We start from the raw sequence: 25,122 nt of genomic DNA, 5'->3' as shown, positions 1-25,122 counted from the left end.
CACAAAGTCATCGCCGCCCCCCGGTGCCACCTATTGACCCACTAAGTTATCGCTGATAACTTAACGGCGATTTTCACGGAGGTGGCACGTGCTCCAGCGCATCGCTTCGGCGGCGATTGCAGCACCGCGGCGGATCCTGGGCGCCGCGCTGCTGCTGATGATCGGCTGCGGGATCGTCGGCGTGCCGGTGACCCAGCACCTGTCCGCCGGCGGCTTCCAGGACCCGACGTCGGAGTCTGCCCACGCCTCCGCGCTGCTGGTCGACAAGTTCGGCCAGGGCGACATGGAATTGGTGATCAGCGTGACCGCCGAGGACGGCGTCGAGGGCGTCGCCGCGACGGACACCGGCACCGACATCGCCGCCCGACTGGAGCGATCCCCGTACGTCGCCAACATCACCTCGGCGTGGACGGCGCCGCCCGCCGCGGCCCCGGCACTGATCAGTGAGGACGGCAAGACCGGCCTGATCGTCGCGGGTATCACCGGCGGCGAGAGCGCCGCCCAGCGGCACGCCAAAGAACTGACCGACGAACTCGTCTACGACCGTGACGGGGTCACCGTGCGGGCCGGCGGCGTCGCGATGACCTACGTGCAGATCAACACCCAGAGCGAAAAAGATCTGCTGACGATGGAAGCCATCGCGATCCCGCTGAGCTTCGTTGTGCTGGTATGGGTGTTCGGCGGGTTGCTCGCCGCCGCGCTGCCGATGGCGGTCGGCGCGTTCGCGATCCTGGGCTCGATGGCGGTGCTGCGCGCCGTCACGATGGTCACCGACGTCTCGATCTTCGCGCTGAACCTGACGATCGCGATGGGCCTCGCGCTGGCCATCGACTACACCCTGCTGATCATCAGCCGATACCGCGACGAACTCGCCGACGCTGGCCGTTTAGTCGGCTCCGCCGACGCTGGCCGTTTAGTCGGCTCCGCCGACGCTGGCCGTTTAGTCGGCTCCGCCGACGCTGGCCGTTTGATCGGCCCCGAGGATCGTCACCGCGCGCTGGTGCGCACCATGGTGACCGCCGGCCGCACCGTGCTGTTCTCGGCGATGACGGTCGCGCTCGCCATGGTCGCGATGGTGCTGTTCCCGATGTACTTCCTGAAGTCCTTCGCCTACGCGGGCATCGCCGTGGTGGGGTTCGCGGCCGTGGCGGCCATCGTGGTGGCGCCCGCCGCGATCGTCCTCGCCGGCGACCGATTGGACTCGCTGGACGTGCGCAAGCTGTTGCGGCGCATCCTGCGCAGGCCCGAACCCGCACCAAAGCCGATCGAGCAGATGTTCTGGTACCGGTCGACCAAGTTCGTCATGCGGCGGTCGGTGCCGATCGCTGTCGCGGTCGTCGCGCTGCTGGTGTTGCTGGGTGTCCCGTTCCTCGGCGCCCAGTGGGGCTTCCCCGACGACCGGGTGCTGCCGTCATCGGCGTCGGCACGCCAGATCGGTGACGCGCTGCGTGAGGACTTCGCGGTCGACTCCTCGACGAACGTCACCGTCGTGATGCCGAGCACAGAAGGGGTCAGCCCTGACGCGTTCGACGGCTACGCCGCCGAACTGTCCCGCGTCGACGACGTCTCCTCCGTCTCCGCGCCGCGCGGCACATTCGTCAACGGGTCAGTGGTCGGTCCGCCGTCGGCTGCCGCGGGTTGGGCCGACGGCAGCGCCTTCCTCACCGTGGCGAGTTCGGCACCGTTGTTCTCCGACGATTCCGAGACCCAACTCGACCGGTTGCACTCGGTGGCGCCCCCGGCTGGTCAGCAGGTACAGCTGACCGGCCTCGCCCAGATCAACCGGGACAGCGCCGGCGCGATCACCTCCCGGTTGCCGATGGTTCTGGCCATCATCGCCGCGATCACGTTCGTGCTGCTCTTCCTGATGACCGGAAGCGTGGTGCTGCCGCTGAAAGCGTTGGTGCTCAACGTCTTGTCACTGACCGCGGCATTCGGTGCGCTGGTGTGGATTTTCCAGGACGGCCACCTCGGTGCACTGGGCACCACACCGACCGGCACGCTGGTGGCCAACATGCCGGTGCTGCTGTTCTGCATCGCCTTCGGGCTGTCCATGGACTACGAGGTGTTCCTCATCTCGCGGATCCGCGAGTACTGGCTCAAGTCCGGAAAGACGGCCGCGGACAACGACGAGAGCGTCGCCCTCGGGCTGGCCCGAACCGGCCGTGTCGTGACCGCAGCGGCGCTGGTGATGTCGATCTCTTTCGCGGCGTTGATCGCGGCTGAAGTGGCGTTCATGCGGATGTTCGGTGTCGGCCTCACGCTGGCGATACTGGCCGATGCCACCCTGGTCCGGATGCTGCTGTTGCCGGCCTTCATGCACATGCTGGGTCGCTGGAACTGGTGGGCACCCAAACCGCTGGCTCGATTGCACGAACGAATCGGCTTCAGCGAGAACGCCGGAGATGATCGAGCGGCGGGTCCGCCCCCGGTGGCTGAACGCGTCGCATCGGGACGAGAAGCCGGTTAACGTGACCGGCCAGCGGCTGCGGCGGCACCGTGCCCCCCGGGGTTCGGGCGATCAGCTCAGGGACGAGATCCTGGGCGCCACCACCGATCTGCTGTTGGAAACCGGTGACGCGAAAGCAGTGTCGATCCGGTCGGTGGCCGAACGGGTCGGGGTCACACCGCCGTCGATCTATCTGCACTTCGCCGACAAGGACGCGTTGCTGGACGCGGTGTGCGTGCAGTACTTCGAAAAGCTCGACGCAGAGATGCAGGAAGTCGCCGGGTACGCGGGCAATGAGGGTTCTTCGCTGGTCGACGTGTTGCGGGCTCAGGGATTGGCGTACGTGCGCTTCGCGCTGAAAACGCCCGAGCTGTACCGGATCGCGACCATGGGGGAGGGGCATCCCGGCAGCGATGTCGACATGACACTGAACAGTTCGGCGTTCGTCCACATGCGCGCGTCGGTGCAGGCGTTGATCGACCAGGGAATCTATCCGCCGGGCGACCCCACCATGCTGGCTCTCGAACTGTGGACCGCAGCTCACGGAGTGGCGGCGATGCTGATCTCCCGTCCCTATCTGCCGTGGGGGGATGTCGAGGACTTCGCCGACCGCGTGCTGCGAGCGATGTGTTTCGGGCATGTTGTATCCGGGGCCGTCCGGCCCTCCGATTCCCCATGCGAGATGGTGACTTGGCTGAAGGAGACCGTTGATGAGCGACACCGTCGATAACCCGTTCTTCGCGCGGCTGTGGACGGCGATGTCCGCGCGAGAACCTGAATCGCTGCGCCGCCTCCGGCGGGAGAACCTGGCCGGGCTGTCGGGCCGGGTCCTGGAGGTCGGGGCCGGCACCGGCACCAACTTCGAGTTCTACCCCGACACCGTCACCGAGGTGGTCGCCGTGGAACCCGAGCACCGGCTTGCGGTGCTGGCCGAACGTGCCGCGTCGTCGGCCCCGATACCGGTCACGGTCGAAACCGAGACCGTGGAGAAGTTCCTCGACGGTGGGCAGTTCGACGCGGTGGTGTGCTCGCTGGTGCTGTGTTCCGTCGACAATCCGGAACAGGTTGTGGGACAGCTGTTTTCGGTGCTACACCCCGGCGGTGAGCTGCGCTACCTCGAACACATCGCAGGCGCCGGGGCCCGCGCGCGCCTGCAGAGATTCGCCGACGCGACGTTCTGGCCGCGGCTGCTGGGCAACTGCCACACGCACCGCCACACCGAGGCCACGATCGTCGGTGCCGGATTTCAGGTGACCGGCGCCCGCCGTGACTGGACCTTCCCAGCCTGGGTGCCGCTTCCGGTCGCCGAGTTCGCGATCGGCGTCGCGATCAAGCCGGCCTGACCGCGGGAGGCCCTCAGCTGAGCAGGGCCGGTAGCCGCTGCAACAGCCCGGGCAGCACGGTCGCCGCCGACTCGCGAAGCGTCACCGTCGCGCTCGTCGACAGCGGGGTGGGCTCGGGATTGACCTCGATCACCGGGGTGCCGTTGGCCACCGCCAACTCGGGAAGCCCGGCGGCCGGGTAGACCACCGATGAGGTGCCGACCGCCACGACCAGGTCGGCGCCGACGACGGCGTCCACCGACTGCTGCCACGCGTCATCGGGCAGCGCTTCGCCGAACCACACCACATCGGGCCGGATCAGCCCGCCGCATTCGCACTGCGGCGGCGTCACGGACTCGGCCGGCTCGGGCATCGCCGGGATTTCGCCTGCGTACGCGGATTGGCATTCGTCGCAACGGAAATCGAACAAGCTTCCGTGGACGTGGTACACCCGGCTGCTGCCGGCGCGCTCGTGCAGGTTGTCCACATTCTGCGTCACGACGTGCACGTCGGCGTAGTCCTCCCACGCAGCCACCGCGCGATGGGCATTGTTCGGTGCGACGGCCCGCATCATGTGGTGGCGCCACAGATACCAGGCCCACACCCGCTCGGGGTGCTCGCGCCAGCCCTCCGCACTGGAGATCTCGTAGGGGTCGACCTTGGCCCACAAACCCGTCTCGACGTCGCGGAATGTCGGCACTCCGCTCTCGGCGGAGATCCCGGCTCCGCTGCATACCGTCACCTGCACCCCACCAAACTAGCCGCTGTGGGTGATACTGGGCACGTGGCCGAGTTGGGGGATTGGGTACGCGTTGATCCGCACGCTGCCAGGCCGCTGTTCGACCAGCTCAGATCGCAGATCATCGACGGCATCCGAGACGGGCAGCTCACTCCGGGCACCCGGCTGCCGACGGTCCGCGAGCTGGCTGGTCAGATCAACCTGGCAGTCAACACCGTGGCGCGCGCGTACCGAGAGTTGGAAACAGCGGGCATCCTCGAAACGAGGGGACGTTTCGGGACTTTCGTGGCGCGTTCGGATCCCGCCGACGCCGCGATGGCCACCGCGGCGAACACATACGTTTCCGCGGCGCGGGCGCTCGGTATCGACAAAAAGGAGGCCCTGCGCTACGTGGAGACGGCCTTCGGCTGATCAGCCGAACTCGAGCAGGGTCGTGACCGGCCGTACCGGGTCGAGCAGCGGAGTGCGCTGCACTGTCCAGATCAACGCGTTGAGCAGCGCCCCCCGGGCCCGCTCGGGCGGCACGTCGTGCACAGCGCGTACCCCGGGAACGGTGTTGACCAGGTCCGCGGCCTCCGAGACCGACAGCGTGAACGGCATCGGCGGCACCCGGTAACGCAGGGACGTCCGCACGCCGCGTCGCGCCAGGGCGGCGAAGGCCGCCGGCGGCAGGTCGAACATGAACCGGCCGCCGGGAAACCGTGCCGCGCACTCGGTGATCAGCGCCATCGCCTCGTCGGGCTGCAGATACATCAACAGCCCCTCCGCGGTGATGAAGACGCCGTGTTCGGTGGTCACCTTGTCCATCCAGGCGAAGTCCAGCGCCGATTGTGCGCACATCGTCACCCGGTCGGAAGCGGGCAGCAGCTTGCGGCGCAGCTCGACCATCGGCGGCAGATCGACGGTCAACCAGCGAAACTCATGACCCACGTCGGCGGCGTCGAGACGAAAGAAACTCGTCTGCAGACCCTCGGCGAGCGCCACCACGGTTGCCCTGGGGTGGTCGAGCAGGTATCGCCTGGCCTGCTTGTCGAAAGTCAACGCGCGCAACGCCATATCCTGGCGCCGGGTGAACCCGAACTTGGCGAAGTCGTACTGGATGGAATCGACGAGGTGGACCGCCATCGGGTCGTCGAGGATGCCGTCGGGTCGCCTGGCCTCCGACGCGCGTACCAGCAACGTCAGCAGGGCAGTCTCTGACACCCCGGTCAGATCGACGGTGTGCTTTCCGGTCATCGGTGATGTCTCTCCGCTCCGCGCTATCTGCGCAGTACCTTGTCGAGGGTGCGCAAGTTGCGCGTGGTGGTCGACGACTTGTAGCGCTTCTTGCCCATCGTCTTGCCGATGGTGCTGTCGAGTGTGCCGGTACGGGGCACCTGCCAGTAGAGCACCCCGGCCCCGGCGGTGATCTTCTCCCCGGCTCCGGCATCGGTTGCGAGCTCTGTGAGTTCGCGCAGCACGGCCTCGTCGCTGACGAACGTGACGTAGGAGTGGTGGCCCTCGACCTCGCGCTCGAACGGGTACGCCGCCGAAATCTCTGCGATCGCGTCCATTTCGTAGCACAGCACCCAAGCGTCGTACCCGAACTCGTCACGCAGGGCCTGCTCGGCCTTCCTCCTGACCGCGGCCACCCCGGATCGACTGTCGAGCAGAACGTTGCCGCTCGCCAGGATCGTCGTGACATCGGTGAATCCGGCGTCCTGCAGCACCTGGGCGACAGCGGACATCTTGAGGTTGACACCGCCCACGTTCACCCCACGCAGAAATGCGGCGTAGCGCGGCATCAGCCGAACTCCAGCAGAGTGACGCTCGGCCGGATGCTGCGCAGGATTCCGCGGTCGAGCGACGGGTGGGACGCGATCTTGAACCAGCCCCGGCCCGCCGGCAGCCGCATGTCGTGCGCCGTGCGTACCCCGGGGACGTTTCCGGCCAGCGCGGCACTCTCGTCGGCGCTCAGCGCGAACGGCATCGGCGGTGCCACGTAGCGTCTGGAGAGTTTCAGCCCCCGCAGGGTCCGGCCGCTGAACCAGTGCGGGATCGAGTCGAACATCATGGCTCCGCCGGGGAAGCGGCGCGCACAGTCGGTGATGAGCCCGAGCGCCTCGTCCGGCTGCAGATACATCAACAATCCCTCGGCGGTGATGAACACCCCGTGCGTGGCGTCCACGCGGTCCATCCAGCTCCGGTCCAACGCCGACTGCGCCAGCCCGACGATGTGGTCCTCGGCGGGCAGGAGGCGCTCCCGCAGCTCCATGACCGGCGGCAGGTCGATGGAATACCAGGCGGAGTCGGCGTTGGCACGGTCGCGGGCCAGCCGCCAGTAACTGGTTTGCAGACCCTCGGCCAGGGCGACCACCGCGGCCTTCGGGTGGGTCAGCAGGTACTGGCGCGTCGCCGCGTCGAACGCCTGGGCCCTCAGGGCGTGTACCTGGCCCGGTCTGCCGAACTTGTCGTAGTCGTAGGCGATGGCGTCGAGAAGGGTGATCGCCCACGGATCTCGGATCACCCCATCGGAGCGTTTGGCCTCGACGGCACGGTTGCGCAACGTCCACAGCGTGGTGGCGGACACGCCGTCGAGGACGCTGCCGTCGATTACCGGGTTTCGGGCCATCTGTTCGATCATCCCAGACCGATGTGAGTCGTAGGCTCTTGTCATGACGCGCGATGCCTTCGACGACAAGCTGCTGGCCGTGATCGCCGGGAACTCGCTGGGCGTGCTGGCCACCATCAAACGTGACGGGCGGGCGCAGCTGTCCAACGTCTCCTATCATTTTGATGCTCGCGCGCTGACCATCTCGGTGTCGATCACCGAGCCCAGGGCCAAAACCCGCAATCTGCGCCGCGACCCTCGCGCCGCGCTGCACGTCAGTTCGGATGACGGGTGGTCCTACGCGGTGGCAGAAGGCGACGCCGAGCTGACCCCGCCGGCCGCCGACCCGGGTGACGACACCGTCGAGGGGTTGGTCGCGCTGTACCGCGAGATCTCGGGCGAGCACCCCGACTGGGACGACTTCCGCCGGGCCATGGTCGACGATCGGCGGGTGCTGATGACCCTGCCCATCTCCCACGTCTACGGCATGCCGCCGGGGAGGCGTTGAGGCGCTAGGCTTCGGTCATGGCACCCACGGAGTCGGCAGGGTCAACGGAGTCGTCCCAGGACGACACCGAGCGCGAGGACGACACCAAGCGCAAGTTCCGCGAGGCGCTCGAGCGCAAGAAGTCCAAGTCCGCCGCAGGCTCGGCGCACACCGACATCGGGGCCAAACAGCCACGGGCGCACGGGCCGCTGGAGAGCCGTCGCGAATTCCGCCGCAAGAGCGGCTGATCGGCCCGAACTTCTCAACTCCCGACGAGCCGGGCCCGCACGCACCGTTATTCCGCCGGAACGGCATTCCAGCAGGCGCCGCCCGAGATGCGGCCTGCTGGAATACCGTTCCGGCGAAGAGTGGCGCTTAGTGGGCAACCGCCTTCTCGGCGCCGATCCCGGTCAGCGACCGCACCTCCATCTCGGCGGCGACCTTCGGATCCTCGTCGTCAGGCGACGTCAGGGTCCCGACGATGCCGAGGATGAAGGCCAGCGGGATCGACACGATGCCCGGGTTGGCCAGCGGGAAGAAGGAGAAGTCGACGCTGCTGATCATCGACGTCGGCCCGCCCGACACCGCCGGGGACAGCACAATCAGCACGATGGTCGAGATCAGACCGCCGTACATGCTCCACAGCGCGCCGCGGGTGTTGAACCGCTTCCAGTACAGCGAGTAGACGATCGTCGGCAGGTTCGCCGCCGCGGCGACCGCGAACGCGAGAGCCACCAGGAATGCGACGTTCTGTCCGTTGGCCAGGATGCCCAGGCCGATCGACATTGCGCCGAGCACGACCGCGGTGATCCGCGACACCCGCACCTGTTCGGCCTCGGTGACCTTGTGGTCCTTCCTCAGCGTGGCGTAGATGTCGTGGGCGAACGAGGCCGAGGCTGTGATCGTCAGGCCGGCGACCACCGCCAGGATGGTGGCGAACGCCACCGCCGAGATCACTCCCAGCAGGATCACGCCGCCCAGTTCGAACGCCAGCAGCGGGGCCGCCGAGTTGACTCCGCCGGCTGCGCCGAGGATGCGGTCCGGACCGACCAGCGCCGCTGCGCCGTAGCCCAGCACCAGCGTGAACAGGTAGAACGCGCCGATCAGGGCAATCGCCCAGACCACCGAACGCCGGGCCTCCTTGGCGGTGGGCACGGTGTAGAAGCGCATCAGCACGTGCGGCAGACCTGCGGTGCCGAGCACCAGGGCGATCGCCAGCGAGATGAAGTTGATCTGCGAGGTCAGCGACCCGCCGTACTGAGCGCCCGGGGCGAGCACGTCCCGGTCGGCCACACCGGCGGTGGTGGAGCCACTGATCGCCGACTGCGCGGCGCCGAGGATCTCGGAGAAGTTCGCGCCGAACTTCGCGAACACCATGATCGTCATGATTCCTGCACCGGCGATCAGCAGGACGGCCTTGATGATCTGCACCCACGTGGTGCCTTTCATGCCGCCTACCAGTACGTAGGTGATCATCAAGATGCCGACGACGGCGATGACGATGGACTGGCCCGAACGGCTCTCGATGTTGAGCAGCAGCGCCACCAGGCCACCGGCACCGGCCATCTGGGCGAGCAGGTAGAACAGCGACACCGTCAGCGTGTTCGTTGCCGCAGCAAGTCGCACCGGTCGTTGCTTGAGTCGGAAGCTCAGCACATCGGCCATCGTGAATTTGCCTGTGTTGCGCAGCAATTCGGCCACCAGAAGCAGAGCCACCAACCAGGCGACGAGGAAGCCGATCGAGTACAGGAAGCCGTCGTAACCGTAGACCGCGATCGCGCCGGCGATGCCGAGGAAGCTAGCGGCCGACAGGTAGTCGCCCGCGATCGCGATGCCGTTCTGCGTGCCCGAGAACCCGCGCCCGCCGGTGAAGAACTCCGCGGCCGTGGCGTTCTTCTTGCTGGCACGGATCACCACCACCATGGTGACGATGACAAACAGGCTGAAGATGCCGATGTTGGCGATCGGGTTGCCGACCGTCTCGGATTGAGCCAGAAAAGTGGTCATTTGAGCAGCTCTTCCTCAAGTTCGGCGCGGATCTTGCTCGAGCGCGGATCGAGTTCGCGGTTGGCGAACCGCACGTAGATTCCGGTGATCACGAAGGTGGACAGGAACTGGCCCAATCCGATGATCAGGCCGATATTGATGTCACCCCACACCCGGGTGCCCATGAAGTCACTGGCGAAGGCACCCAGGGCAACGTAGATGGCGTACCAGAGTAGAAAGATCGCTGTCATGGGGAACACGAAGCGGCGCAACCTACTTCGGAGTTCCTGGAATTCGGGACTGGCTTGGACTTCCAGATAGCGTTCGCCGCTGATCGCCTCTGGGCGAATGGGAGAATCTGTCTCGGACACCTTGATCTCACGCTCCTGACTGAGTGAACCGGTACTGCGGTGAACCTAGTTGAGATGTGGGTCACATACCCAGGCCTGACGGGGGGTCACACGCTGAGGCCGGGAGTGGTTGCGGTGAGCGGTCGATCGCCGACGACGAACGGTGAAAGGTGTCAGCTCACCCTGGGCATCCGCTCGATGCCCATCCCCAGGTTCTCCGGAACATGCATGCGCGCAAAGGTCTGCGCCACATCGGACGGCACCGTCGTGCGGGTGGCGCGGCTGACGACGATCATCGTCGCGAAAGCCAGCGGGACACTGATCGCCGCCGGGTAACCGATCAGTACGGCCGGCCACCCGCCGATCGCGTTCTCGTCGATTCCGCCGGCCACCGCGACGGTCACGGCGCCACCGGACAGCAGCCCGCCCACCACCAGGCCGCACGTCGCGCCCATCGCCGTCAGTCCCCGCCACCAGATGCCCAGCACCAGCAGCGGGCACAGCGTCGACGCCGCGACGGCGAATGCCAGGCCGACACTGCGGGACAACTCCAGTCCGCCAGAGACCGCCAGCGCCAACGGGATCGGGATCAGCCCGCCGACCACCGCCGCCAGCCGGAAGTCGCGCACCCGGCCGGGCAACACGTCGGTGGCCAGTGCGCCCGCCAAGCTCACCAGCAAACCGGAGGACGTCGCCAGGAACGCGGCGATGGCGCCCGCGGCGACCAGTGCGGCCAGCAGTTGCCCGACGGGCCCGGCGATCGCCGAGGACGGCGCCAACAACACCGCCGCGTCGGCAGTTCCGGTGATCAACAGCTGCGGGACGTAGAGCCGGGAGAAGATCCCCAACAGCGTTGGGAACAGATAGAACAGCGACAGCAGCGCGATCACCGCGAGCGCAGTGCGTCGTGCGGCCCGGCCGTCGGGGTTGGTGTAGAACCGCACCAGCACATGCGGTAGGCCCATCGTCCCCAGGAACGTCGCCACCATGGTGGACAGCACTTGATACATCGGGTGCGGGCCACCGAGGCCGCCACCGGACGCGATCCAGTCGGTGCCGGCGGCCGGGGTGCCCGCCAGCACCGGTGTCGCCGCGCCGGCCGCCAGGGTCAGTGTGCTGCCCGCGCCCAGGGTGTGTTCACCGGCCGACCCGACCGATGCCCCCTCGACGCGGCGACCATCGAGTGTGCCCGTCACCTCGATTCCCGCCGGCTCGGAGACCTGAACGACCACATCGGTCTCGACGGCGACCGTGGTGGCCTGCTGCACCGTCGGCGGGAGCGGACCACCCAGCTCACCGCCGCGGTCGGTCAGGAACAGCGCGGTCAGCGCGAGCGCCGGGATGGCGACCGCGGTCAGCTTGAGCCAGTACTGGAACGCCTGCACGAACGTGATCGAACGCATCCCGCCGGCGACCACATTGGTGATCACGATGGCGCCGACCGCCACTGGGCCCAGCCACACCGGAAGGCCCAGAAGCGTTTTCAGCGTCAAGCCGGCACCCTGGTACTGCGGTACCAGATAGAAGATGCAGATGACGACGACGACGAGCATCGCGACCTTGCGTAGCCGCGCCGACCCGAGTCGGAACTCGGCGAAGTCGGGAACCGTGTAGGCGCCCGACCGCCGAAGCGGCGCCGCGACGAACAACAGCAGCCCGAGATAACCCGCGGTGAAGCCCACCGGATACCACAGGGCGTCGGCGCCGTACTTGGCGATCAACCCGGCGACGCCGAGAAACGATGCGGCCGAGAGATATTCACCCGAGATTGCGGCGGCATTCCAACGCGGGCCCACCGTGCGGGAGGCGACGAGGAAGTCCGAGGTGGTGCGCGAGAAACGCACGCCGTAGACGCCGATCGCCACGGTGGCCACCGCGGCGGCGAGCAGTGCGACAGCTGTCAGCGGTTCGCCGGTCATGGCTCTGCGTCGACGACGCCGACGAAGTCGCGTTCCGCCTGCTCGGCCAGCCGGACGTAGAACCAGCCGATGCCGTACACCAGTGGATAGGCCAGACCGGCGAGAACCAGCCAGTTCAGCCGGATGCCGAACACCGCGACCGCAGCCAGATCCGGGAAGATCGCGTTGAGCAACGGGATGGATCCGATCAGCAGCACCACAACCGCAGCCAATCGCAGAGCCAGGCCCAGTTGGGCCCGCACCAGGCCGCGTACCAGTGCGTCACCGACCTGTGTCTGCTCCTGGACCTCCACCCGGGTGCGCACCATCCGCGCGCCCCGGCGATGGGCGAGGACAACGCGCTGGCGCTGCGGGACGCCACCGCTAGTCATCATTGCTCCCGGTGGGTCTGAGATTGCGCATGGGATTCCGCACCACCCTGTCACGCAGTTCCCGGGCCTGACGGCGGCTGACGGGAAGCTCGACCGCCGGCGACGCGCCGTTGGCTCGCAGCCGCACCAGGACGGCGCCGTCGGTGGAGCGCAGGCCCGTCACCAGGCGCAGGGCCACCAGATACGAGCGGTGCACACGCTGGAAACCGTGATCGCGCCAGCGGGTTTCGAGCGTGCCCAGCGGGATGCGCACCAGATGTGAGCCCGACGCCGAGTGCAGTCTGGCGTAGTCGCCCTCGGCTTCCACCCAGCCGATGCTGTCGCGCGGCACCAGATGGGTGACGCCGCCCAGTTCTGCCGGGATCACGTCGGGTTCTGTGCCCCCGAGCCCGCCGGCGTCGCCTCCCTCGCCCGCCCGAGCCGCACCCGGGTCGGTCGTCTGCGCTGTCATGACCCGGCGGACCGCTTCGTCCAGGCGGTCGTCACGGATCGGCTTGAGCAGGTAGTCGACCGCGCCCACGTCGAAAGCCGCCACGGCCTTGTCGTCATGGGCGGTGACGAACACGATCGCGGGCGGTTGGGAGAAGTTGGTCAGGACCCCGGCGAGTTCGATGCCGGACAGGCCGGGCATGTTGATGTCCAGGAACACGGCGTCGATGGTGCGCGCGTTGAGTTCCCGCAATGCCGAGGNGGCGTCGCCGGCGCGCAACACCTCGGCGACATCGGGGTGCTTGCCGAGCAGGTAGGCCAGCTCGTCGAGGGCCGGGGCTTCGTCGTCGACCGCGAGAACAGTGAGTGGTTTCACCATCACCCTCCCGCCCCGAACGCGGCGCCGCTGGCCCGCACACCCGACCGGAACTTCGGCACCCTCATCACCACCTTGGTGCCTGCGCCGATCGCCGTTTCGACCACCAGACCGTAATCGTTTCCGAACGCCGCGCGCAGCCGATGGTCGACATTGGTCAGGCCGACATGCGCCGAGTTGCCCTCTGCGGCCGGCACACCGTCGGAGAGAGGATCTCCGGGACCGGTCCGAAGCGCGTCGGGGTCGATTCCCACCCCGTCGTCCTCGACGGTGATGACGCAGTCGGAGCCCTCGTCGCGGGCGATGAGTTCGATCGATCCGCCACCGCGGCCGGCGAAACCGTGTCGAACGGCGTTCTCCACCAGCGGTTGTAGCGCCAGGAACGGGACGACGACGTTGAGGACCTCCGGCGCCACCCGCAGGGTGACCTTCAGCGCGGTGCCGAAGCGGGCCCGTTCCAGATTGAGGTAGCGGTCGATGTTGCGGAGCTCGTCGGCGAGGGTGGTGTACTGCCCGGCGGCACGGAACGAGTACCGGGTGAAGTCGGCGAACTCCAGGATCAGCTCACGGGCGCGGTCGGGATCGGTGCGGACGAACGAGGCGATCGTGTTGAGCGCGTTGTAGATGAAGTGCGGGCTGATCTGCGCGCGTAAGGCCAGGACTTCGGCACGGTCGAGTCGGGCCCGGGAGGCGTCGAGTTCTGCGAGTTCGATCTGGCTGGCCGCGTAGCGGGCGACCTCGCCGACGGCGCCCAGCATCCCGGGCGCGGGGGAGCGTGTCGTCACCACCACGAGCACGCCGAGCATGTCGCCGATCTCGGCCAGCAGCGGCTGCGCGACGACGGTGGCGGCGTTGGCGTGCGTCAACACCCGGCGCTCTCCCGAGATCGATTGTCCCGCGGCGCCGTCGCAGGCCTCGAGGATGACCTCATCCCAGATCACGTGATCGGCGGGGTCGCGGGCGAGAAGCTGGCCGTCACTGCTGTACAGCGCCAGCCCGCCGGTACCGGTGAGTCCCCGGAGGAACGGAGCGGCGGTCTCCGCGGAGTCGGTGTCGAGGCCCTGGCGCAGGGCCCGAGCGGCCAGCGACGCGGTGTGCAGCGCGGCGTGGACGGCGCGTTCGGTGGGGGTGGCGACGACCCGCCTGGTGCGGACGGCGAGCACCACCGCGGCCATCGCCGCCAGGATCAGCGCGGCCGTCAGTGCTATCGCGAGCTCGCCCGACATGTCACCTTCTGTGCAGTTGTGGCCACCTTAAACGGGTGGTGCGGCGAAGCTGCGGATAGTTCGGGATCCTGCGGGTGGCCTTTTAGCCGGTGCTACTGAACGGGGCACGCGTACTTGGTGGCCACTTCCATCACCCGCTGCTGCGCTCCGGGGCCGATGACCCCCTGTGCTGCCAGTTCCAGACCGATGTATCCGGGGATGCCGCCGATGCACGCCTGGTGTGCAACGCGCCAGGCGGTGTCCGGATTGAGGTTGTAACCGTTGCGTTGCAGGCCTTGCATGTACTCGTCGAAGGCCGGTGTGCCCTGGTCGGGTATCGCGTTCGCGGTTGCGGCCAACACGATTGCGGTAGCGACCGCCGCCACGAGAGGTGCGATCACCCTTCTCATGTCTGTCTCCTAGGGGCGTATCGACCGGATGTCGTCTCCACGATCGCACACCCGCGGCCTCACCGACCCCCGAACGGAACTGACCTGATCGCTCTGCACCCCGTCGTCCTAGACTGGCGGGGTGCCCACCTTGCAGCTGGTCCAGGACCCGGAAGCCGACGCACTGCTGGAAGCAAACCCGTTCGCCCTGCTGGTCGGGATGCTGTTGGACCAGCAGATCCCGATGGAGGTGGCGTTCGGCGGCCCCAAGAAGATCGCAGATCGTATCGGTGGTTTCGACGCCCGGGTGATCGCCGACTACGACGCCGAGGAGTTTGCCGCGCTGTGCTCGCAAACGCCTGCGATACACCGGTTTCCGGGCTCGATGGCCAAGCGGGTACAGGCGCTGGCGCAGGTGATCGTCGATGAGTACGGCGGCGACGCGGCTGCGTTGTGGTCCGACGGCGCCGACGGCAAGGACGTGCTGCGTCGACTCAAGGCGCTGCCGGGGTTCGGTGAGCAGAAGGCGAAGATCTTCCTCGCGCTGCTGGGCAAGCAGTACGGGGTGACACCGAAAGGTTGGCGTGCCGCGGCCGGCGACTACGGCAAGGCGGGCACGCACATGTCGGTGGCCGATGTGTTGGACGCAGGATCGCTACAGAAGGTGCGCACCTACAAGAAGGAAGCCAAGGCCAAGAACAAAGAGGCGAAGGCCGCCAAGGCCTGAGCGTCCCGGGGTCACGCTCGGTGCGCAGTCTCGGTGTGATGGACCGCGTCGAGAGCAGCCAGGTCGCTGAGCACCTCGGCCACCACCCGGCCGGCGGCGGTGGCGGTGTCCAGACCGTTCTGCAGGCAGCGCAGCGTGATGCCGCGGGTCGCGAGGTCGGCGACGGTCTGGGCGACCTCCGCGGCGGAGCGGCCCAGCCTGGCGAGCGCCACGACCACCACCGAGTCACCCGGGCGGGCGTAGCTGCGCAGCGCCAGCAGCCCCGGGCGCATCTTGTCCGCGGATCCTGCTGACCTGTCGGTGAAGATCCGGCGCGGGTCCACGCCCGCGGCGGTGAGCTCGGCGACCTGATCCTCGAGGTCCTGCTCGATACCTCCGGCCGTCGCGTAACCCAACGTGACCGTCACCGTTCCAAGGTCTCACGAGCCGCGGCCCGGGTCCCACAGGCTCGCCGTCGCACCGTCCGAAGGACAGGTCCTGGCCCATACGGACGTCGCTGCTGTGTCATTGTGAAGGTATGAAGACTCACCTGAACTGCCCGTGCGGCGAAGCGATCACCGGCAAGGACGAGGACGATCTGGTGGAGAAGGCTCAAGCCCACCTGTCCGAGGTGCATCCCGGCCGCGACTACGACCGCGACGCCATCCTCTTCATGGCCTACTGATCACCGCGAAATGGGATTCCAGGTCGTGATTGCGGGAGCAGGAACGACCCGGAACCCCATTTCGGCGCACAGCGTCAGGGGACGACGGTCGAGCCGATCGTCGGCATGAACTGACACTGCTTCTCGGTGGTGGTGACCTGGCCGAAGATCGTCGACATGATGCTGCCCGATCCGGTGTCGGCGATGGCAGTGAGCGTGGTCGGCCCCTCGGGGTTGATGTCCGGGCGGGGCGTGAGGGTGGCGCTGCCGGACTTGCCGGTGCTCAGGTTCACCCAGGTGACGTTCAGGGGCAGCTTCTGCTCAGCGGCGGGAGCGGGAGTACCGATCGCGGTGAAGACGTACGCGGTCTGACCGGGTCCGGGGCCCGGAGCTGGGATCTTGGCGGGACCGGCCACCGAGATCGCGGTGGCCAGGACGTTTCCGCCGTCGGCCAGGCAGCCGTTGCTGATCGACGGATACAGGAAGTCCTGCGTGACGGGTGCATCCGGTCCGAAGGCGGGGGCGCCGCCGGGCGCTGGGCCGCCGGGGCCGGGCGCGGGCGCCGGTGCGGGAACCGCCTCGGGCGCCGGTGCGGGGGCGGGGCCGGGCGCCGCAGCGGGAACCGGCTCATGGGCGACCCCGGGCGCGGCCTGCGGCAGTGCCTCGGGTGCCGCCTGCGGCAGTGCCTCTGGTGCGGCCTGCGGCAGTGCCTCGGGCGTCGGACCGACCGCGTGTGCCGGGTTGACCCCCGCCGGTAGGTGCGCCGCAGGGCCGGCTGTCGCTCCGGTGGCCGGGACGTGCGCCACCGGGTGGGCGACGAACTGGTTGACCGCCGACGCGACCTCGCGGGAGGGCAGCGGCGCCGCCGCGTCTCCGGCGAACACCGCGGCGGCGGCCATCAGCATCGATGCCGCATTGGTCGGGTCAGACGCCGCCTGCTGGATGACGGGTCCGATGCTCTCCATCGCGGGCAGGCCCGGAGCCTGCAGTCCGTCGATCGGTGCAGTAGCGGTCACCGGTTGGGCGTGTGCGACTCCGGTGAGGCCGACCATCAGCAGCGCGGTCGACGAGCCCACCGCCATCGCGGTGGTGAGCCTCGTCTTGGTCGTTGGCATGTTTCCCCAATGCGTTCGGTGGGTCAGGTGGCGGGTATCGGATCCGAGCGTCAGGGCAGGGCTGACAACGGTGTGAACGCCGGGCCGACGGGGGCGGCGGGAGGTGCCGGCGCGGGTACGGCCGGTGCCGCAGCGCCCCCCGTGGGCAGCAGGCCGGCCAGCGGAGAGCCGGTCGGCAGCAGCGAGATAAGGCCGCCGGGGACACCCAGCTGATCGGTCAGTGCGGCCGGCAGCAACGACGGTGTCGCGGTCGACGCGGGGGCGGCCGGAACCGTCGCTCCGGGGACCGTGGTGGTGTTGCCGGGCAGGACGCTCGCCGCACCGGGCAGTGTGGCCGCCGGCTGCGGCAGGGTGATCGATGCGCTGGCTTCCGCGGGGGTGGCGACGGTGGCCGGTGTGGTCTGCGCGGTCGGCGCGGCGTTGCCCATCACGTTCGCGAACGTCTGCACGAGCTCGGTAGCGGCCTGTGGATTCGTCGCGAGCTGCTGCAGGAAGGGCAGACCGGGCACCTCGGGAGCCGGGGCCGGAGCGGGCGCAGGTGCTGGCTGCGCCGCCGCGGAGGTGCTGAGCGCCAGCGCAGCCGAGACCGCTCCCGCCGCTGCGATCATCGTGGTTGCGAACAGTTTCCCGGTGCGATGCATGGTTCTCCCAATCGGTTTGATGGCACGCCTGAAACCCGAAGCTAGCCGGTTACTAGAGTTACTCAAGTGACACGTGTGGCATTTATGCAACCGTTACTGCACCGAAGGCCGATGGTGACCGCTCGATAGAGTCGGTCGGCATAGACGCCACCGCTTCCGCCCCCGCACCGCCCGGCTCCCGCCTGGCGGCCGGGCTGTCGGCTGCGGCACCGGTGCTGCTGATCATCAGCATCAGTGCCCGCCTCGCGTGGACCTACCTGCTGCCCACCGGCGCGAACTTCGTTGACCTGCATGTGTATCTGGGTGGCGCGGCCGCTGTCGACAACCCCGGCACGCTCTACGACTACGTGTATGCCGACCAGACCCCGGACTTTCCGCTGCCGTTCACGTATCCACCGTTTGCGGCGGTGCTGTTCTACCCGTTGCACCTGCTGCCATTCGGGGTGGTGGCGCTGGCCTGGCAACTCGGCATCGTCGCGGCGCTCTACGGCGTCGTGCGCGTCAGCCAGCGGTTGCTTCCGGACCGGGAAGGGTCGGCGGGTGCCGGTCGGCGTGTCGCGATGCTGTGGACGGCAGTGGGCATCTGGATCGAACCGCTGCGCAGCACCTTCGACTACGGCCAGGTCAACGTCCTGCTGGTGCTGGCCGTCCTCTGGGCCGTGCTGAGCACGAGATGGTGGCTGTCGGGTCTGCTGGTGGGGTTGTCGGCCGGCGTGAAGCTGACGCCGGCGGTGTCCGGGTTGTACCTCGTCGGCGCCCGACGCTGGGCCGCGGCGGTGTTCTCCGCGGTGGTGTTCTTCCTGACCGTCGGCGTGTCGGCCGTGGTGGTCGGTGGTCAGGCCCGCTACTACTTCACCGAACTGCTCGGCGACGCGAGCCGGGTCGGCCCGATCGGGACGTCGTTCAACCAGTCGTGGCGTGGTGCGATCTCCCGGATCCTCGGCTACGACGCCGGCTATGGACCCGTCGTTCTGGCGGGTATCGCCGTGACAGCGGTGCTGGCGCTGCTGGCGTGGCGCGCGGTCGGCGGAGCCCGGGACCGCCTCGCCGCCATCGTGATCGTCCAGTTGTTCGGTCTGCTGCTCTCGCCGATCTCGTGGACGCACCACTGGGTGTGGGTGGTGCCGCTGATGATCTGGCTGCTGCACGGCCCGCTACGGGACCAGCTGGGCGCGCGGATCCTCGGCTGGGGCTGGCTCGCCCTGACGGTCGTCGGGGTGCCGTGGCTGCTCAGTTTCGCGCAGCCCAGCATCTGGACGATCTCTCGGCCGTGGTACCTGGCGTGGGCCGGCCTGATCTACATCGTCGCCACGCTGGGCACGCTGGCGTGGATTGCCGCTACTGCCCGACGATCCGGTTGATCTCGCCCGCCATCGCCACGTCCTTGTCGGTGATGCCCCCTTCGGAGTGCGTGACCAGGGCGAAAGTTACTGTCCGCCAACGGATGTCAATGTCCGGATGGTGGTCCTGCGCCTCGGCGTGCTCGCCGACGCGTTTCACGGCTTCGATGCCGTCGAGGAACGCGGGGAACTTCACCGAGCGGCGCAGGACGCCGTCGGCGCGCTCCCAGCCGTCGAGATCGGGCAGTGCGGCGTCTACTTGGTCGTCCGTTAACACAGCCATGTCTTCGAAGGTATACCGTTCGCGGCAGTGTCAAACCCAGCGATGCCAAACCCGCCGATGTCGAACCCAGCGATGCCACACCAGGCGCCGAACCTGATCGTGGTCGCCGGCGCGTTGATCCACGACGCGGCCCTGCTCGTCGCCCAGCGTGCCCGGCCTCCCGAACTGGCCGGGTTGTGGGAACTGCCCGGCGGCAAGGTCGCTTCCGGCGAGACGGATGCCGCGGCGCTGGCGCGTGAGCTCCGTGAGGAACTCGGCATCGAGGTCGCCGTCGGCGGTCGCCTCGGCGGCGACGTTGCGCTGAGCGGCACGACGACGCTTCGCGCCTACCTCGTCACCCGGCTCGACGGGGACCTGCACCCCGTCGAGCACCGGGCGCTGCGGTGGGTCCGTGTCGATGAACTTCAGGACCTACCCTGGGTGCCCGCCGACACGGCGTGGCTTCCGCAGTTGGCGGCACTGCTGAAGTGAGGCAGATCCTCAGGGCGTCTTGGTTTCGGTCTCCTCGCTGTCGGTGACGTGCTCGCCGTTGAGGGGGTCCACCGGCTCCTCATACGTCACCTCGCCGGTGGTCGGGTGCACCACGTAGGAGTCGGGATGAACCGAGCGCACCTGGACCAGCCCGGCCAGGGTGGCCGAGACGTCGTGGCGCCGCGACGCGGTCATCTCCTCCGGCACCGAGATGTGCAGCAGCCGCGGAGTGGTCGCCAGGTCGTAGCGGAACGCCCGCAACATCGACACACACGCTGCGACCATCACCAACGAGAACGGCACCGCCGTCGCGATCGAGGCGGTCTGCAGCGCGGTCAGGGAACCGGCGCCACCAACCAGCAGCAGCACCGCAGCGACCAGCCCCTCCATGACCGCCCAGTAGACCCGGGTCACCCGGGGGGTCTCCAGCTCTCCACCCGTGGACAGGATGTCGATGACCAGCGACCCCGAATCCGATGAGGTGACGAAGAAGAACACGATCACCGCGATCGCGAGCACACTGGTGATCGTCGCGATCGGCAGCGTGCTGAGAAGCTGGAACAACGATGTGTTGGTGTCCACGGCGCCGTCCACCAGCATGTCGCCGCTCTCCCGCTGCCGAAGGATCGCCGAATCGCCGAAGATCGTGAACCACAGCGCGCCGATCACACTCGGGACGAGCAACACCGCGCCGACGAACTCCCGGATGGTGCGACCCCGCGAGATGCGCGCGATGAACATGCCGACGAACGGCGCCCAGCTGATCCACCAGCCCCAGTAGAAGACGGTCCAGCCGCCCAGCCACTCGCCGTCGGAGAACGGCGCGGTGCGCAGCATCAAATCCGGCAGCGACTGGATGTAGATACCGAGGTTCTGCACGAAGGCCTGCAGCAGGAACAGGGTGGGGCCCAGCAGCATGACGAACAGTGCGAGCGCGGCGGCCATCATCATGTTGATGTTCGACAGCCACTTCAGGCCCTTGCTCACACCGGTGACCACCGAGATCGTCGCGACGAGCGTGATCAGGGCGATCATCCCGACCGTCCACCAGTTGTTGATCTGGATCCAGCCCAGGTACTCCAGGCCCGCCGCGATCTGGGTGATCCCGAAACCGAGGGAGGTCGCCACGCCGAACAGGGTGCCGACGACAGCGGTGACGTCGATCGCGTGGCCGATGGGGCCCTCGATGCGCTCCCGTCCCAGCAGCGGCTCGAGCAACCAGCGCACCGACAGCGGCCGGCCGCGGCGGTAGGTCATGTAGGACATCCCGAGGCCGATGACGACGTAGATCGCCCACGGGTGCAGGGCCCAGTGGAACAGCGTCAGCGACATGGCCTGATTGGCCGCGGGAGCCGTCTCTCCCGGGATCCCGCGCGACTCGGGTGGGCTCACGTAGTGGGTCAGCGGCTCGGCCACGCTGTAGAACACCAGGCCGATGCCCATACCGGCGCTGAACAGCATCGCCAGCCACGCCATGAAACTGAACTCGGGTCGCTCTTCGTCGGCGCCCAGTCGGATGGTGCCGATGCGGGAGACGCCGCAGTAGATGGCAAACACCACGAAGCCCGTGGTGACCAGCACATACCACCAGCCCACACCGTCGGTGATCCAGCCGTTGAGGTTGGTGAAGGCATCCTCCGCCGACGAGGAATACGCGACCGCAAAAATGATGAGCCCGAGGATGATGATCGAGGAGGGGATGAACACGGCGGGTTCCAGGCCCCGCCAGGCGTTCACCAGCGGGTTCTGCCGCTTGCCGTCCGCTTTCGTCTGGTCCGATGGGGTCGGCACGATTACCGCCTCCTCGTGGTCGTCGTTGTCGTATTCGTCGTCATCGTCCGTTACGTATCTGGTCGGTTTCGGTGTCGAGGGCCGCGTCGGCGCGGATCAGACCATACCTTTCCGCAAGCGTCGGCGCGGCTCCAACCTGCGATTCGCGGCGGGGTCCGGTCAAGATCGGCGGGCGCGTTTGAAGACCTTGGCCAGCTCTTTGCCCCGAATTCCGTTGAGTTCGGCCTTGTGGACTTTCTGCACGACGACCGGGCAGCGCTTGCAACGCGGCTTGCTGCGGCAACACTTCTTCTTGGGTTTCAGATCGGCGAGTCGGCCGGGCTTCAAGTGAGCTGTCTCTCTCGTTTTCGTGATCGGTGCGCTGCACTGCGACAATCACGACGTGAATGCACGCCCCGATTTCCGCAACGTCGCCATTGTGGCCCACGTCGACCACGGCAAGACAACCCTGGTCGACGCGATGCTGCGCCAATCCGGGGCGCTGAGTCACCGCGGCGATGACGCTATCGAACGCCTGATGGACTCCGGTGACCTGGAGAAGGAAAAGGGCATCACCATCCTGGCGAAGAACACCGCCGTCCACCGGCACCACCCCGACGGCGGGATGACGGTGATCAACGTCATCGACACCCCGGGGCACGCCGACTTCGGCGGCGAGGTGGAACGCGGCTTGTCGATGGTCGACGGCGTGCTGTTGCTGGTCGACGCGTCGGAGGGCCCGCTTCCCCAGACCCGGTTCGTGCTGCGCAAGGCCCTGGCCGCCCATCTGCCGGTGATCCTGGTGGTCAACAAGACCGACCGGCCGGACGCCCGGATCGCCGAGGTGGTCTCCGACAGCCACGACCTGCTGCTCGACGTCGCCTCCGACCTCGACGAGGAGGCGCAGAAGGCCGCCGAGGACGCGCTCGGTCTGCCCACGCTGTACGCGTCCGGACGGGCGGGCATCGCCAGCACCACCGAACCCGCCAACGGTGAGAACCCCGACGGTGAGAACCTCGACCCGCTCTTCGATGTGCTGCTCGAGCACATCCCGCCGCCACAGGGAGATCCGGAAGCCCCGCTGCAGGCGTTGGTGACCAACCTCGACGCCTCGGCGTTCCTCGGCAGGCTCGCGTTGATCCGCATCTACAAGGGCCGGATTCGCAAGGGCCAGCAGGTGGCGTGGATGCGTGAGGTGGACGGCCATCCGGTCATCACGAACGCCAAGATCACCGAGTTGCTCGCGACCGAAGGCGTCGAACGGACCAGCACCGATGAAGCGGTTGCCGGTGACATCGTGGCCGTCGCCGGGATGCCCGAGATCATGATCGGCGACACCCTCGCCGACGTTGAGCATGCGCACGCGCTGCCACGGATCACCGTCGACGAACCCGCCATCTCGGTGACCATCGGCACCAACACCTCGCCGCTCGCCGGCAAGGTCTCCGGTCACAAGCTCACCGCCCGGATGGTCAAGAGCCGCCTCGATCAGGAACTGGTCGGCAACGTGTCGATCAAGGTCGTCGACATCGGCCGTCCGGACGCCTGGGAGGTCCAGGGCCGCGGCGAGTTGGCGCTGGCTGTGCTCGTCGAGCAGATGCGTCGCGAGGGCTTCGAGCTCACGGTCGGCAAGCCGCAGGTGGTCACCCGGACGATCGACGGCAAGCTGCACGAGCCGTTCGAGGCGATGACGATCGACTGCCCCGAAGAATTCGTGGGCGCCATCACCCAGTTGATGGCCGGCCGCAAGGGACGCATGGAGGAGATGGCCAACCATGCCGCAGGCTGGGTGCGGATGGACTTCATCGTCCCCAGCCGCGGACTGATCGGCTTCCGGACCGACTTCCTGACCCTGACCCGCGGCACCGGCATCGCCAACGCCGTCTTCGAGGGCTACCGGCCGTGGGCCGGCGAGATCCGGGCCCGCCACACCGGTTCCCTGGTGTCGGACCGCTCGGGCACGGTGACGCCGTTCGCGATGATCCAGCTGTCCGACCGGGGCCAGTTCTTCGTTGAACCCGGCGATGACACCTACGAGGGTCAGGTCGTCGGGATCAACCCCCGGGCCGAGGACCTCGACGTCAACGTCACGCGCGAGAAGAAGCTCACCAACATGCGCTCCTCCACCGCTGACGTGATGGAGACGCTGGCCCGGCCCCTCGAGTTGGGACTCGAACAGGCGATGGAGTTCTGCGCCGAGGACGAGTGCGTGGAGGTGACGCCCGAGATCGTCCGGGTGCGCAAGGCCGAACTCGACGCGACCACCCGGGGGCGTGCCCGTTCACGCGCCAAGGCGCGCAACTGACCGATGGATACCCTGTAGGGCGTGCCGACGACTCCACGACGCGTCAGCGCCGTCCGTTGGTCGGCACTGGCGGCGCTTCCCATGACGCTGGCCCTGTTCACCGGTTGTACGGTCAGCCCGCCGCCGGCGCCGCAGAGCACCGACACCACCGAGCCGACGCCGCCGCCGCCGATGAGGGCGACGCAGATCATCATGGCGATCGATTCGATCGGCCCCGGGTTCAACCCGCACCTGCTGTCGGACCAATCCCCGGTGAACGCGGCGATCAGCTCGCTGGTACTGCCGAGCTCGTTCCGGCCGATACCGGACGCCGGCACGCCGACCGGGTCGCGCTGGGAACTGGACACCTCGCTGCTGGAGTCCGCGGAGATCACCAGTGAGGATCCGTTCACGGTGACCTACCGGATCCGTCCCGAGGCGCAGTGGACCGACAACGCGCCGATCGGGGCGGACGACTTCTGGTATCTGTGGCGCCAGATGGTCGGGCAGCCCGGGACGGTGGACCCCGCCGGCTATGACCTGATCACCGGGGTGCAGTCGCTCGACGGCGGCAAGACCGCGGTGGTGACGTTCTCGCAGCCCTACCCCGCCTGGCGGGAGCTGTTCAACAACATCCTGCCGGCCCACATCGTCAAAGATGTGCCCGGTGGTTTCGCCGCCGGGCTGACGCAGGCGATGCCGGTCACCGGGGGCCAGTTCCGGGTGGACACCATCGACCCGCAGCGCGATGAGATCCTGTTGGCGCGCAACGACCGCTACTGGAGACAGCCCGCCGCACCCGACCTGATCCTGTTCCGTCGCGGGGGTTCGACCGCCGCGTTGGCCGACTCGATCCGCAACGGGGACACCCAGGTCGCGCAGGTGCACGGCGGCGCCGTGGCGTTCGCGCAGCTGTCGGCGATCCCCGATGTGCGCACGGCGCGGATCGTCACGCCGCGTGTCCTGCAGCTCACGTTGCGCGCGCAGCAGCCCGATCTCGCGGATGCTCGAGTGCGGCAGGCGATCATCGGTCTGCTCGACGTCGACCTGCTGGCCGCGGTCGGCGCGGGTGACGACAACTCAGTCACCTTGGCGCAGGCGCAGGTGCGCTCACCCTCGGACCCCGGTTACGTCCCCACGGCACCGGCGGCGATGACGCGGGAGGCGGCGATGACGCTGCTCGCCGAGGCCGGATACCAGATCGACCCGGTGTCGACCACCAGCCCGGCCCCGCCC

At 67.9% G+C, this 25,122-nt stretch carries 28 protein-coding genes; 12 read left to right on the top strand and 16 right to left on the bottom strand.

What is annotated here, in order from left to right:
- Positions 1–88: 88 nt before the first annotated feature.
- The 3 genes from BEMPMBAN_RS26690 to BEMPMBAN_RS26680 are packed head-to-tail and all read left to right on the top strand — an operon-like array spanning position 89 to position 3,792.
- Positions 89–2,470 (top strand): MMPL family transporter, encoded by a 2,382-nt coding sequence (locus tag BEMPMBAN_RS26690; RefSeq protein WP_159234563.1) that lies wholly within the window; start codon positions 89–91, stop codon positions 2,468–2,470.
- A gap of 1 nt (position 2,471) precedes the next feature.
- The gene (locus BEMPMBAN_RS26685) at positions 2,472–3,179 is read left to right on the top strand and encodes a TetR/AcrR family transcriptional regulator (RefSeq protein ID WP_234897720.1); all 708 of its coding nucleotides are present in this window, start codon (positions 2,472–2,474) and stop codon (positions 3,177–3,179) included.
- Positions 3,160–3,792, top strand: a complete 633-nt coding sequence (locus BEMPMBAN_RS26680) for a class I SAM-dependent methyltransferase (RefSeq protein ID WP_159234561.1) — start codon at positions 3,160–3,162, stop codon at positions 3,790–3,792. Before BEMPMBAN_RS26685 ends, BEMPMBAN_RS26680 begins: the two co-directional genes overlap by 20 nt.
- A 13-nt stretch (positions 3,793–3,805) precedes the next feature.
- Here the strand turns inward: BEMPMBAN_RS26680 and BEMPMBAN_RS26675 are convergent, their stop codons facing one another.
- Positions 3,806–4,519, bottom strand: a complete 714-nt coding sequence (locus tag BEMPMBAN_RS26675) for an NAD-dependent deacylase (protein ID WP_200846132.1) — start codon at positions 4,517–4,519, stop codon at positions 3,806–3,808.
- Positions 4,520–4,555: 36 nt separating this feature from the next.
- Between BEMPMBAN_RS26675 and BEMPMBAN_RS26670 the strand changes: the two genes are divergently transcribed.
- Entirely contained in the window at positions 4,556–4,921 is a 366-nt protein-coding gene (locus BEMPMBAN_RS26670) for an Rv1152 family transcriptional regulator (protein WP_159234582.1), read from the top strand.
- Here BEMPMBAN_RS26670 and BEMPMBAN_RS26665 read toward each other — a convergent pair whose 3' ends face one another.
- The 3 genes from BEMPMBAN_RS26665 to BEMPMBAN_RS26655 are packed head-to-tail and all read right to left on the bottom strand — an operon-like array spanning position 4,922 to position 7,133.
- Positions 4,922–5,746 carry a class I SAM-dependent methyltransferase gene (locus BEMPMBAN_RS26665; RefSeq protein ID WP_159234560.1) on the bottom strand — a complete coding sequence of 275 codons (825 nt, stop codon included), beginning with the start codon at positions 5,744–5,746 and terminating at the stop codon, positions 4,922–4,924. It abuts the gene before it with no gap.
- Positions 5,747–5,769: 23 nt separating this feature from the next.
- Complete coding sequence (locus tag BEMPMBAN_RS26660) at positions 5,770–6,294, bottom strand: DUF1697 domain-containing protein (RefSeq protein WP_159234559.1); 525 nt, start codon at positions 6,292–6,294, stop codon at positions 5,770–5,772.
- Positions 6,294–7,133 (bottom strand): class I SAM-dependent methyltransferase, encoded by an 840-nt coding sequence (locus tag BEMPMBAN_RS26655; RefSeq protein WP_234897719.1) that lies wholly within the window; start codon positions 7,131–7,133, stop codon positions 6,294–6,296. The genes BEMPMBAN_RS26660 and BEMPMBAN_RS26655 overlap by 1 nt, the downstream gene beginning before the upstream one ends.
- A 31-nt stretch (positions 7,134–7,164) precedes the next feature.
- On the opposite strand from BEMPMBAN_RS26655, the gene BEMPMBAN_RS26650 reads away from it, so the two are divergent.
- Entirely contained in the window at positions 7,165–7,608 is a 444-nt protein-coding gene (locus tag BEMPMBAN_RS26650) for a PPOX class F420-dependent oxidoreductase (protein ID WP_159234557.1), read from the top strand.
- Positions 7,609–7,625: 17 nt separating this feature from the next.
- The gene (locus BEMPMBAN_RS26645; RefSeq protein ID WP_159234556.1) at positions 7,626–7,835 is read left to right on the top strand and encodes a DUF5302 domain-containing protein; all 210 of its coding nucleotides are present in this window, start codon (positions 7,626–7,628) and stop codon (positions 7,833–7,835) included.
- Between the two features lie 127 nt (positions 7,836–7,962).
- Here BEMPMBAN_RS26645 and BEMPMBAN_RS26640 read toward each other — a convergent pair whose 3' ends face one another.
- The 7 genes from BEMPMBAN_RS26640 to BEMPMBAN_RS26610 form a co-directional block, all read right to left on the bottom strand.
- Positions 7,963–9,594 carry a monocarboxylic acid transporter gene (locus tag BEMPMBAN_RS26640; RefSeq protein WP_159234555.1) on the bottom strand — a complete coding sequence of 544 codons (1,632 nt, stop codon included), beginning with the start codon at positions 9,592–9,594 and terminating at the stop codon, positions 7,963–7,965.
- Entirely contained in the window at positions 9,591–9,944 is a 354-nt protein-coding gene (locus tag BEMPMBAN_RS26635) for a DUF485 domain-containing protein (protein ID WP_159234554.1), read from the bottom strand. Before BEMPMBAN_RS26635 ends, BEMPMBAN_RS26640 begins: the two co-directional genes overlap by 4 nt.
- 152 nt (positions 9,945–10,096) lie before the next feature.
- Positions 10,097–11,842 carry a sodium/solute symporter gene (locus BEMPMBAN_RS26630; protein ID WP_159234553.1) on the bottom strand — a complete coding sequence of 582 codons (1,746 nt, stop codon included), beginning with the start codon at positions 11,840–11,842 and terminating at the stop codon, positions 10,097–10,099.
- Positions 11,839–12,213: a DUF485 domain-containing protein gene (locus BEMPMBAN_RS26625; protein WP_159234552.1), complete on the bottom strand. Its 375-nt coding sequence runs from the start codon at positions 12,211–12,213 to the stop codon at positions 11,839–11,841. The genes BEMPMBAN_RS26630 and BEMPMBAN_RS26625 overlap by 4 nt, the downstream gene beginning before the upstream one ends.
- On the bottom strand, positions 12,206–13,021 hold the full coding sequence (locus BEMPMBAN_RS26620) for a LytR/AlgR family response regulator transcription factor (protein ID WP_159234551.1): 816 nt from the start codon (positions 13,019–13,021) through the stop codon (positions 12,206–12,208). The genes BEMPMBAN_RS26625 and BEMPMBAN_RS26620 overlap by 8 nt, the downstream gene beginning before the upstream one ends.
- Positions 13,021–14,244 (bottom strand): sensor histidine kinase, encoded by a 1,224-nt coding sequence (locus tag BEMPMBAN_RS26615; protein WP_159234550.1) that lies wholly within the window; start codon positions 14,242–14,244, stop codon positions 13,021–13,023. The genes BEMPMBAN_RS26620 and BEMPMBAN_RS26615 overlap by 1 nt, the downstream gene beginning before the upstream one ends.
- 92 nt (positions 14,245–14,336) lie before the next feature.
- Entirely contained in the window at positions 14,337–14,633 is a 297-nt protein-coding gene (locus tag BEMPMBAN_RS26610; protein ID WP_159234549.1) for a DUF732 domain-containing protein, read from the bottom strand.
- Positions 14,634–14,754: 121 nt separating this feature from the next.
- On the opposite strand from BEMPMBAN_RS26610, the gene BEMPMBAN_RS26605 reads away from it, so the two are divergent.
- Positions 14,755–15,339 (top strand): HhH-GPD-type base excision DNA repair protein, encoded by a 585-nt coding sequence (locus BEMPMBAN_RS26605; protein ID WP_159234548.1) that lies wholly within the window; start codon positions 14,755–14,757, stop codon positions 15,337–15,339.
- Positions 15,340–15,350: 11 nt separating this feature from the next.
- Here BEMPMBAN_RS26605 and BEMPMBAN_RS26600 read toward each other — a convergent pair whose 3' ends face one another.
- The gene (locus BEMPMBAN_RS26600) at positions 15,351–15,746 is read right to left on the bottom strand and encodes a recombinase family protein (protein WP_159234547.1); all 396 of its coding nucleotides are present in this window, start codon (positions 15,744–15,746) and stop codon (positions 15,351–15,353) included.
- Between the two features lie 110 nt (positions 15,747–15,856).
- Here BEMPMBAN_RS26600 and BEMPMBAN_RS26595 point away from each other — a divergent pair, with 110 nt between their 5' ends.
- Complete coding sequence (locus BEMPMBAN_RS26595) at positions 15,857–16,003, top strand: DUF1059 domain-containing protein (protein ID WP_081660094.1); 147 nt, start codon at positions 15,857–15,859, stop codon at positions 16,001–16,003.
- 74 nt (positions 16,004–16,077) lie between these two features.
- Here BEMPMBAN_RS26595 and BEMPMBAN_RS26590 read toward each other — a convergent pair whose 3' ends face one another.
- Together BEMPMBAN_RS26590 and BEMPMBAN_RS26585 are read right to left on the bottom strand one after the other, a co-directional pair.
- Positions 16,078–17,097 (bottom strand): Rv1157c family protein, encoded by a 1,020-nt coding sequence (locus BEMPMBAN_RS26590; protein ID WP_159234546.1) that lies wholly within the window; start codon positions 17,095–17,097, stop codon positions 16,078–16,080.
- Between the two features lie 50 nt (positions 17,098–17,147).
- On the bottom strand, positions 17,148–17,738 hold the full coding sequence (locus tag BEMPMBAN_RS26585; RefSeq protein ID WP_159234545.1) for a hypothetical protein: 591 nt from the start codon (positions 17,736–17,738) through the stop codon (positions 17,148–17,150).
- A 125-nt stretch (positions 17,739–17,863) separates the two neighbouring features.
- Here BEMPMBAN_RS26585 and BEMPMBAN_RS26580 point away from each other — a divergent pair, with 125 nt between their 5' ends.
- The gene (locus BEMPMBAN_RS26580; RefSeq protein WP_425295016.1) at positions 17,864–19,099 is read left to right on the top strand and encodes a mannosyltransferase; all 1,236 of its coding nucleotides are present in this window, start codon (positions 17,864–17,866) and stop codon (positions 19,097–19,099) included.
- Here the strand turns inward: BEMPMBAN_RS26580 and BEMPMBAN_RS26575 are convergent.
- Positions 19,077–19,361, bottom strand: a complete 285-nt coding sequence (locus tag BEMPMBAN_RS26575; RefSeq protein ID WP_159234544.1) for a 4a-hydroxytetrahydrobiopterin dehydratase — start codon at positions 19,359–19,361, stop codon at positions 19,077–19,079. The two genes, BEMPMBAN_RS26580 and BEMPMBAN_RS26575, sit on opposite strands and share 23 nt — an antisense overlap.
- A 72-nt stretch (positions 19,362–19,433) precedes the next feature.
- Here BEMPMBAN_RS26575 and BEMPMBAN_RS26570 point away from each other — a divergent pair, with 72 nt between their 5' ends.
- The gene (locus BEMPMBAN_RS26570; RefSeq protein ID WP_159234543.1) at positions 19,434–19,832 is read left to right on the top strand and encodes a (deoxy)nucleoside triphosphate pyrophosphohydrolase; all 399 of its coding nucleotides are present in this window, start codon (positions 19,434–19,436) and stop codon (positions 19,830–19,832) included.
- 9 nt (positions 19,833–19,841) lie between these two features.
- Here BEMPMBAN_RS26570 and BEMPMBAN_RS26565 read toward each other — a convergent pair whose 3' ends face one another.
- Positions 19,842–21,623 carry a BCCT family transporter gene (locus BEMPMBAN_RS26565; RefSeq protein ID WP_159234542.1) on the bottom strand — a complete coding sequence of 594 codons (1,782 nt, stop codon included), beginning with the start codon at positions 21,621–21,623 and terminating at the stop codon, positions 19,842–19,844.
- A gap of 382 nt (positions 21,624–22,005) precedes the next feature.
- Here BEMPMBAN_RS26565 and typA point away from each other — a divergent pair, with 382 nt between their 5' ends.
- Both typA and BEMPMBAN_RS26555 read left to right on the top strand, forming a co-directional pair.
- Positions 22,006–23,907, top strand: coding sequence for a translational GTPase TypA (typA, locus tag BEMPMBAN_RS26560; protein ID WP_159234540.1), 1,902 nt, complete (start codon positions 22,006–22,008; stop codon positions 23,905–23,907).
- A gap of 81 nt (positions 23,908–23,988) precedes the next feature.
- The coding region (locus BEMPMBAN_RS26555; RefSeq protein WP_200846133.1) for an ABC transporter family substrate-binding protein at positions 23,989–25,122 on the top strand (1,134 nt) is incomplete at its 3' end.

Source organism: Mycolicibacterium austroafricanum (genome assembly GCF_902705885.1).
GTDB classification, from domain to species: domain Bacteria; phylum Actinomycetota; class Actinomycetes; order Mycobacteriales; family Mycobacteriaceae; genus Mycobacterium; species Mycobacterium vanbaalenii_A.
Note: the sequence above shows the minus strand (reverse complement) of the source record. Positions and strands in the feature narration are given on the sequence as shown.

Excerpts from the sequence above, each read along its gene's own strand:
- BEMPMBAN_RS26680 (WP_159234561.1), top strand. The coding sequence starts at position 3,160 with ATGAGCGACACCGTCGATAACCCGTTCTTCGCGCGGCTGTGGACGGCG.
- BEMPMBAN_RS26665 (WP_159234560.1), bottom strand. The coding sequence starts at position 5,746 with ATGACCGGAAAGCACACCGTCGATCTGACCGGGGTGTCAGAGACTGCC.
- BEMPMBAN_RS26660 (WP_159234559.1), bottom strand. The coding sequence starts at position 6,294 with ATGCCGCGCTACGCCGCATTTCTGCGTGGGGTGAACGTGGGCGGTGTC.
- BEMPMBAN_RS26655 (WP_234897719.1), bottom strand. The coding sequence starts at position 7,133 with ATGATCGAACAGATGGCCCGAAACCCGGTAATCGACGGCAGCGTCCTC.
- BEMPMBAN_RS26650 (WP_159234557.1), top strand. The coding sequence starts at position 7,165 with ATGACGCGCGATGCCTTCGACGACAAGCTGCTGGCCGTGATCGCCGGG.
- BEMPMBAN_RS26645 (WP_159234556.1), top strand. The coding sequence starts at position 7,626 with ATGGCACCCACGGAGTCGGCAGGGTCAACGGAGTCGTCCCAGGACGAC.
- BEMPMBAN_RS26640 (WP_159234555.1), bottom strand. The coding sequence starts at position 9,594 with ATGACCACTTTTCTGGCTCAATCCGAGACGGTCGGCAACCCGATCGCC.
- BEMPMBAN_RS26630 (WP_159234553.1), bottom strand. The coding sequence starts at position 11,842 with ATGACCGGCGAACCGCTGACAGCTGTCGCACTGCTCGCCGCCGCGGTG.
- BEMPMBAN_RS26625 (WP_159234552.1), bottom strand. The coding sequence starts at position 12,213 with ATGACTAGCGGTGGCGTCCCGCAGCGCCAGCGCGTTGTCCTCGCCCAT.
- BEMPMBAN_RS26615 (WP_159234550.1), bottom strand. The coding sequence starts at position 14,244 with ATGTCGGGCGAGCTCGCGATAGCACTGACGGCCGCGCTGATCCTGGCG.
- BEMPMBAN_RS26610 (WP_159234549.1), bottom strand. The coding sequence starts at position 14,633 with ATGAGAAGGGTGATCGCACCTCTCGTGGCGGCGGTCGCTACCGCAATC.
- BEMPMBAN_RS26595 (WP_081660094.1), top strand. The coding sequence starts at position 15,857 with ATGAAGACTCACCTGAACTGCCCGTGCGGCGAAGCGATCACCGGCAAG.
- BEMPMBAN_RS26590 (WP_159234546.1), bottom strand. The coding sequence starts at position 17,097 with ATGCCAACGACCAAGACGAGGCTCACCACCGCGATGGCGGTGGGCTCG.
- BEMPMBAN_RS26585 (WP_159234545.1), bottom strand. The coding sequence starts at position 17,738 with ATGCATCGCACCGGGAAACTGTTCGCAACCACGATGATCGCAGCGGCG.
- BEMPMBAN_RS26575 (WP_159234544.1), bottom strand. The coding sequence starts at position 19,361 with ATGGCTGTGTTAACGGACGACCAAGTAGACGCCGCACTGCCCGATCTC.
- BEMPMBAN_RS26570 (WP_159234543.1), top strand. The coding sequence starts at position 19,434 with ATGCCACACCAGGCGCCGAACCTGATCGTGGTCGCCGGCGCGTTGATC.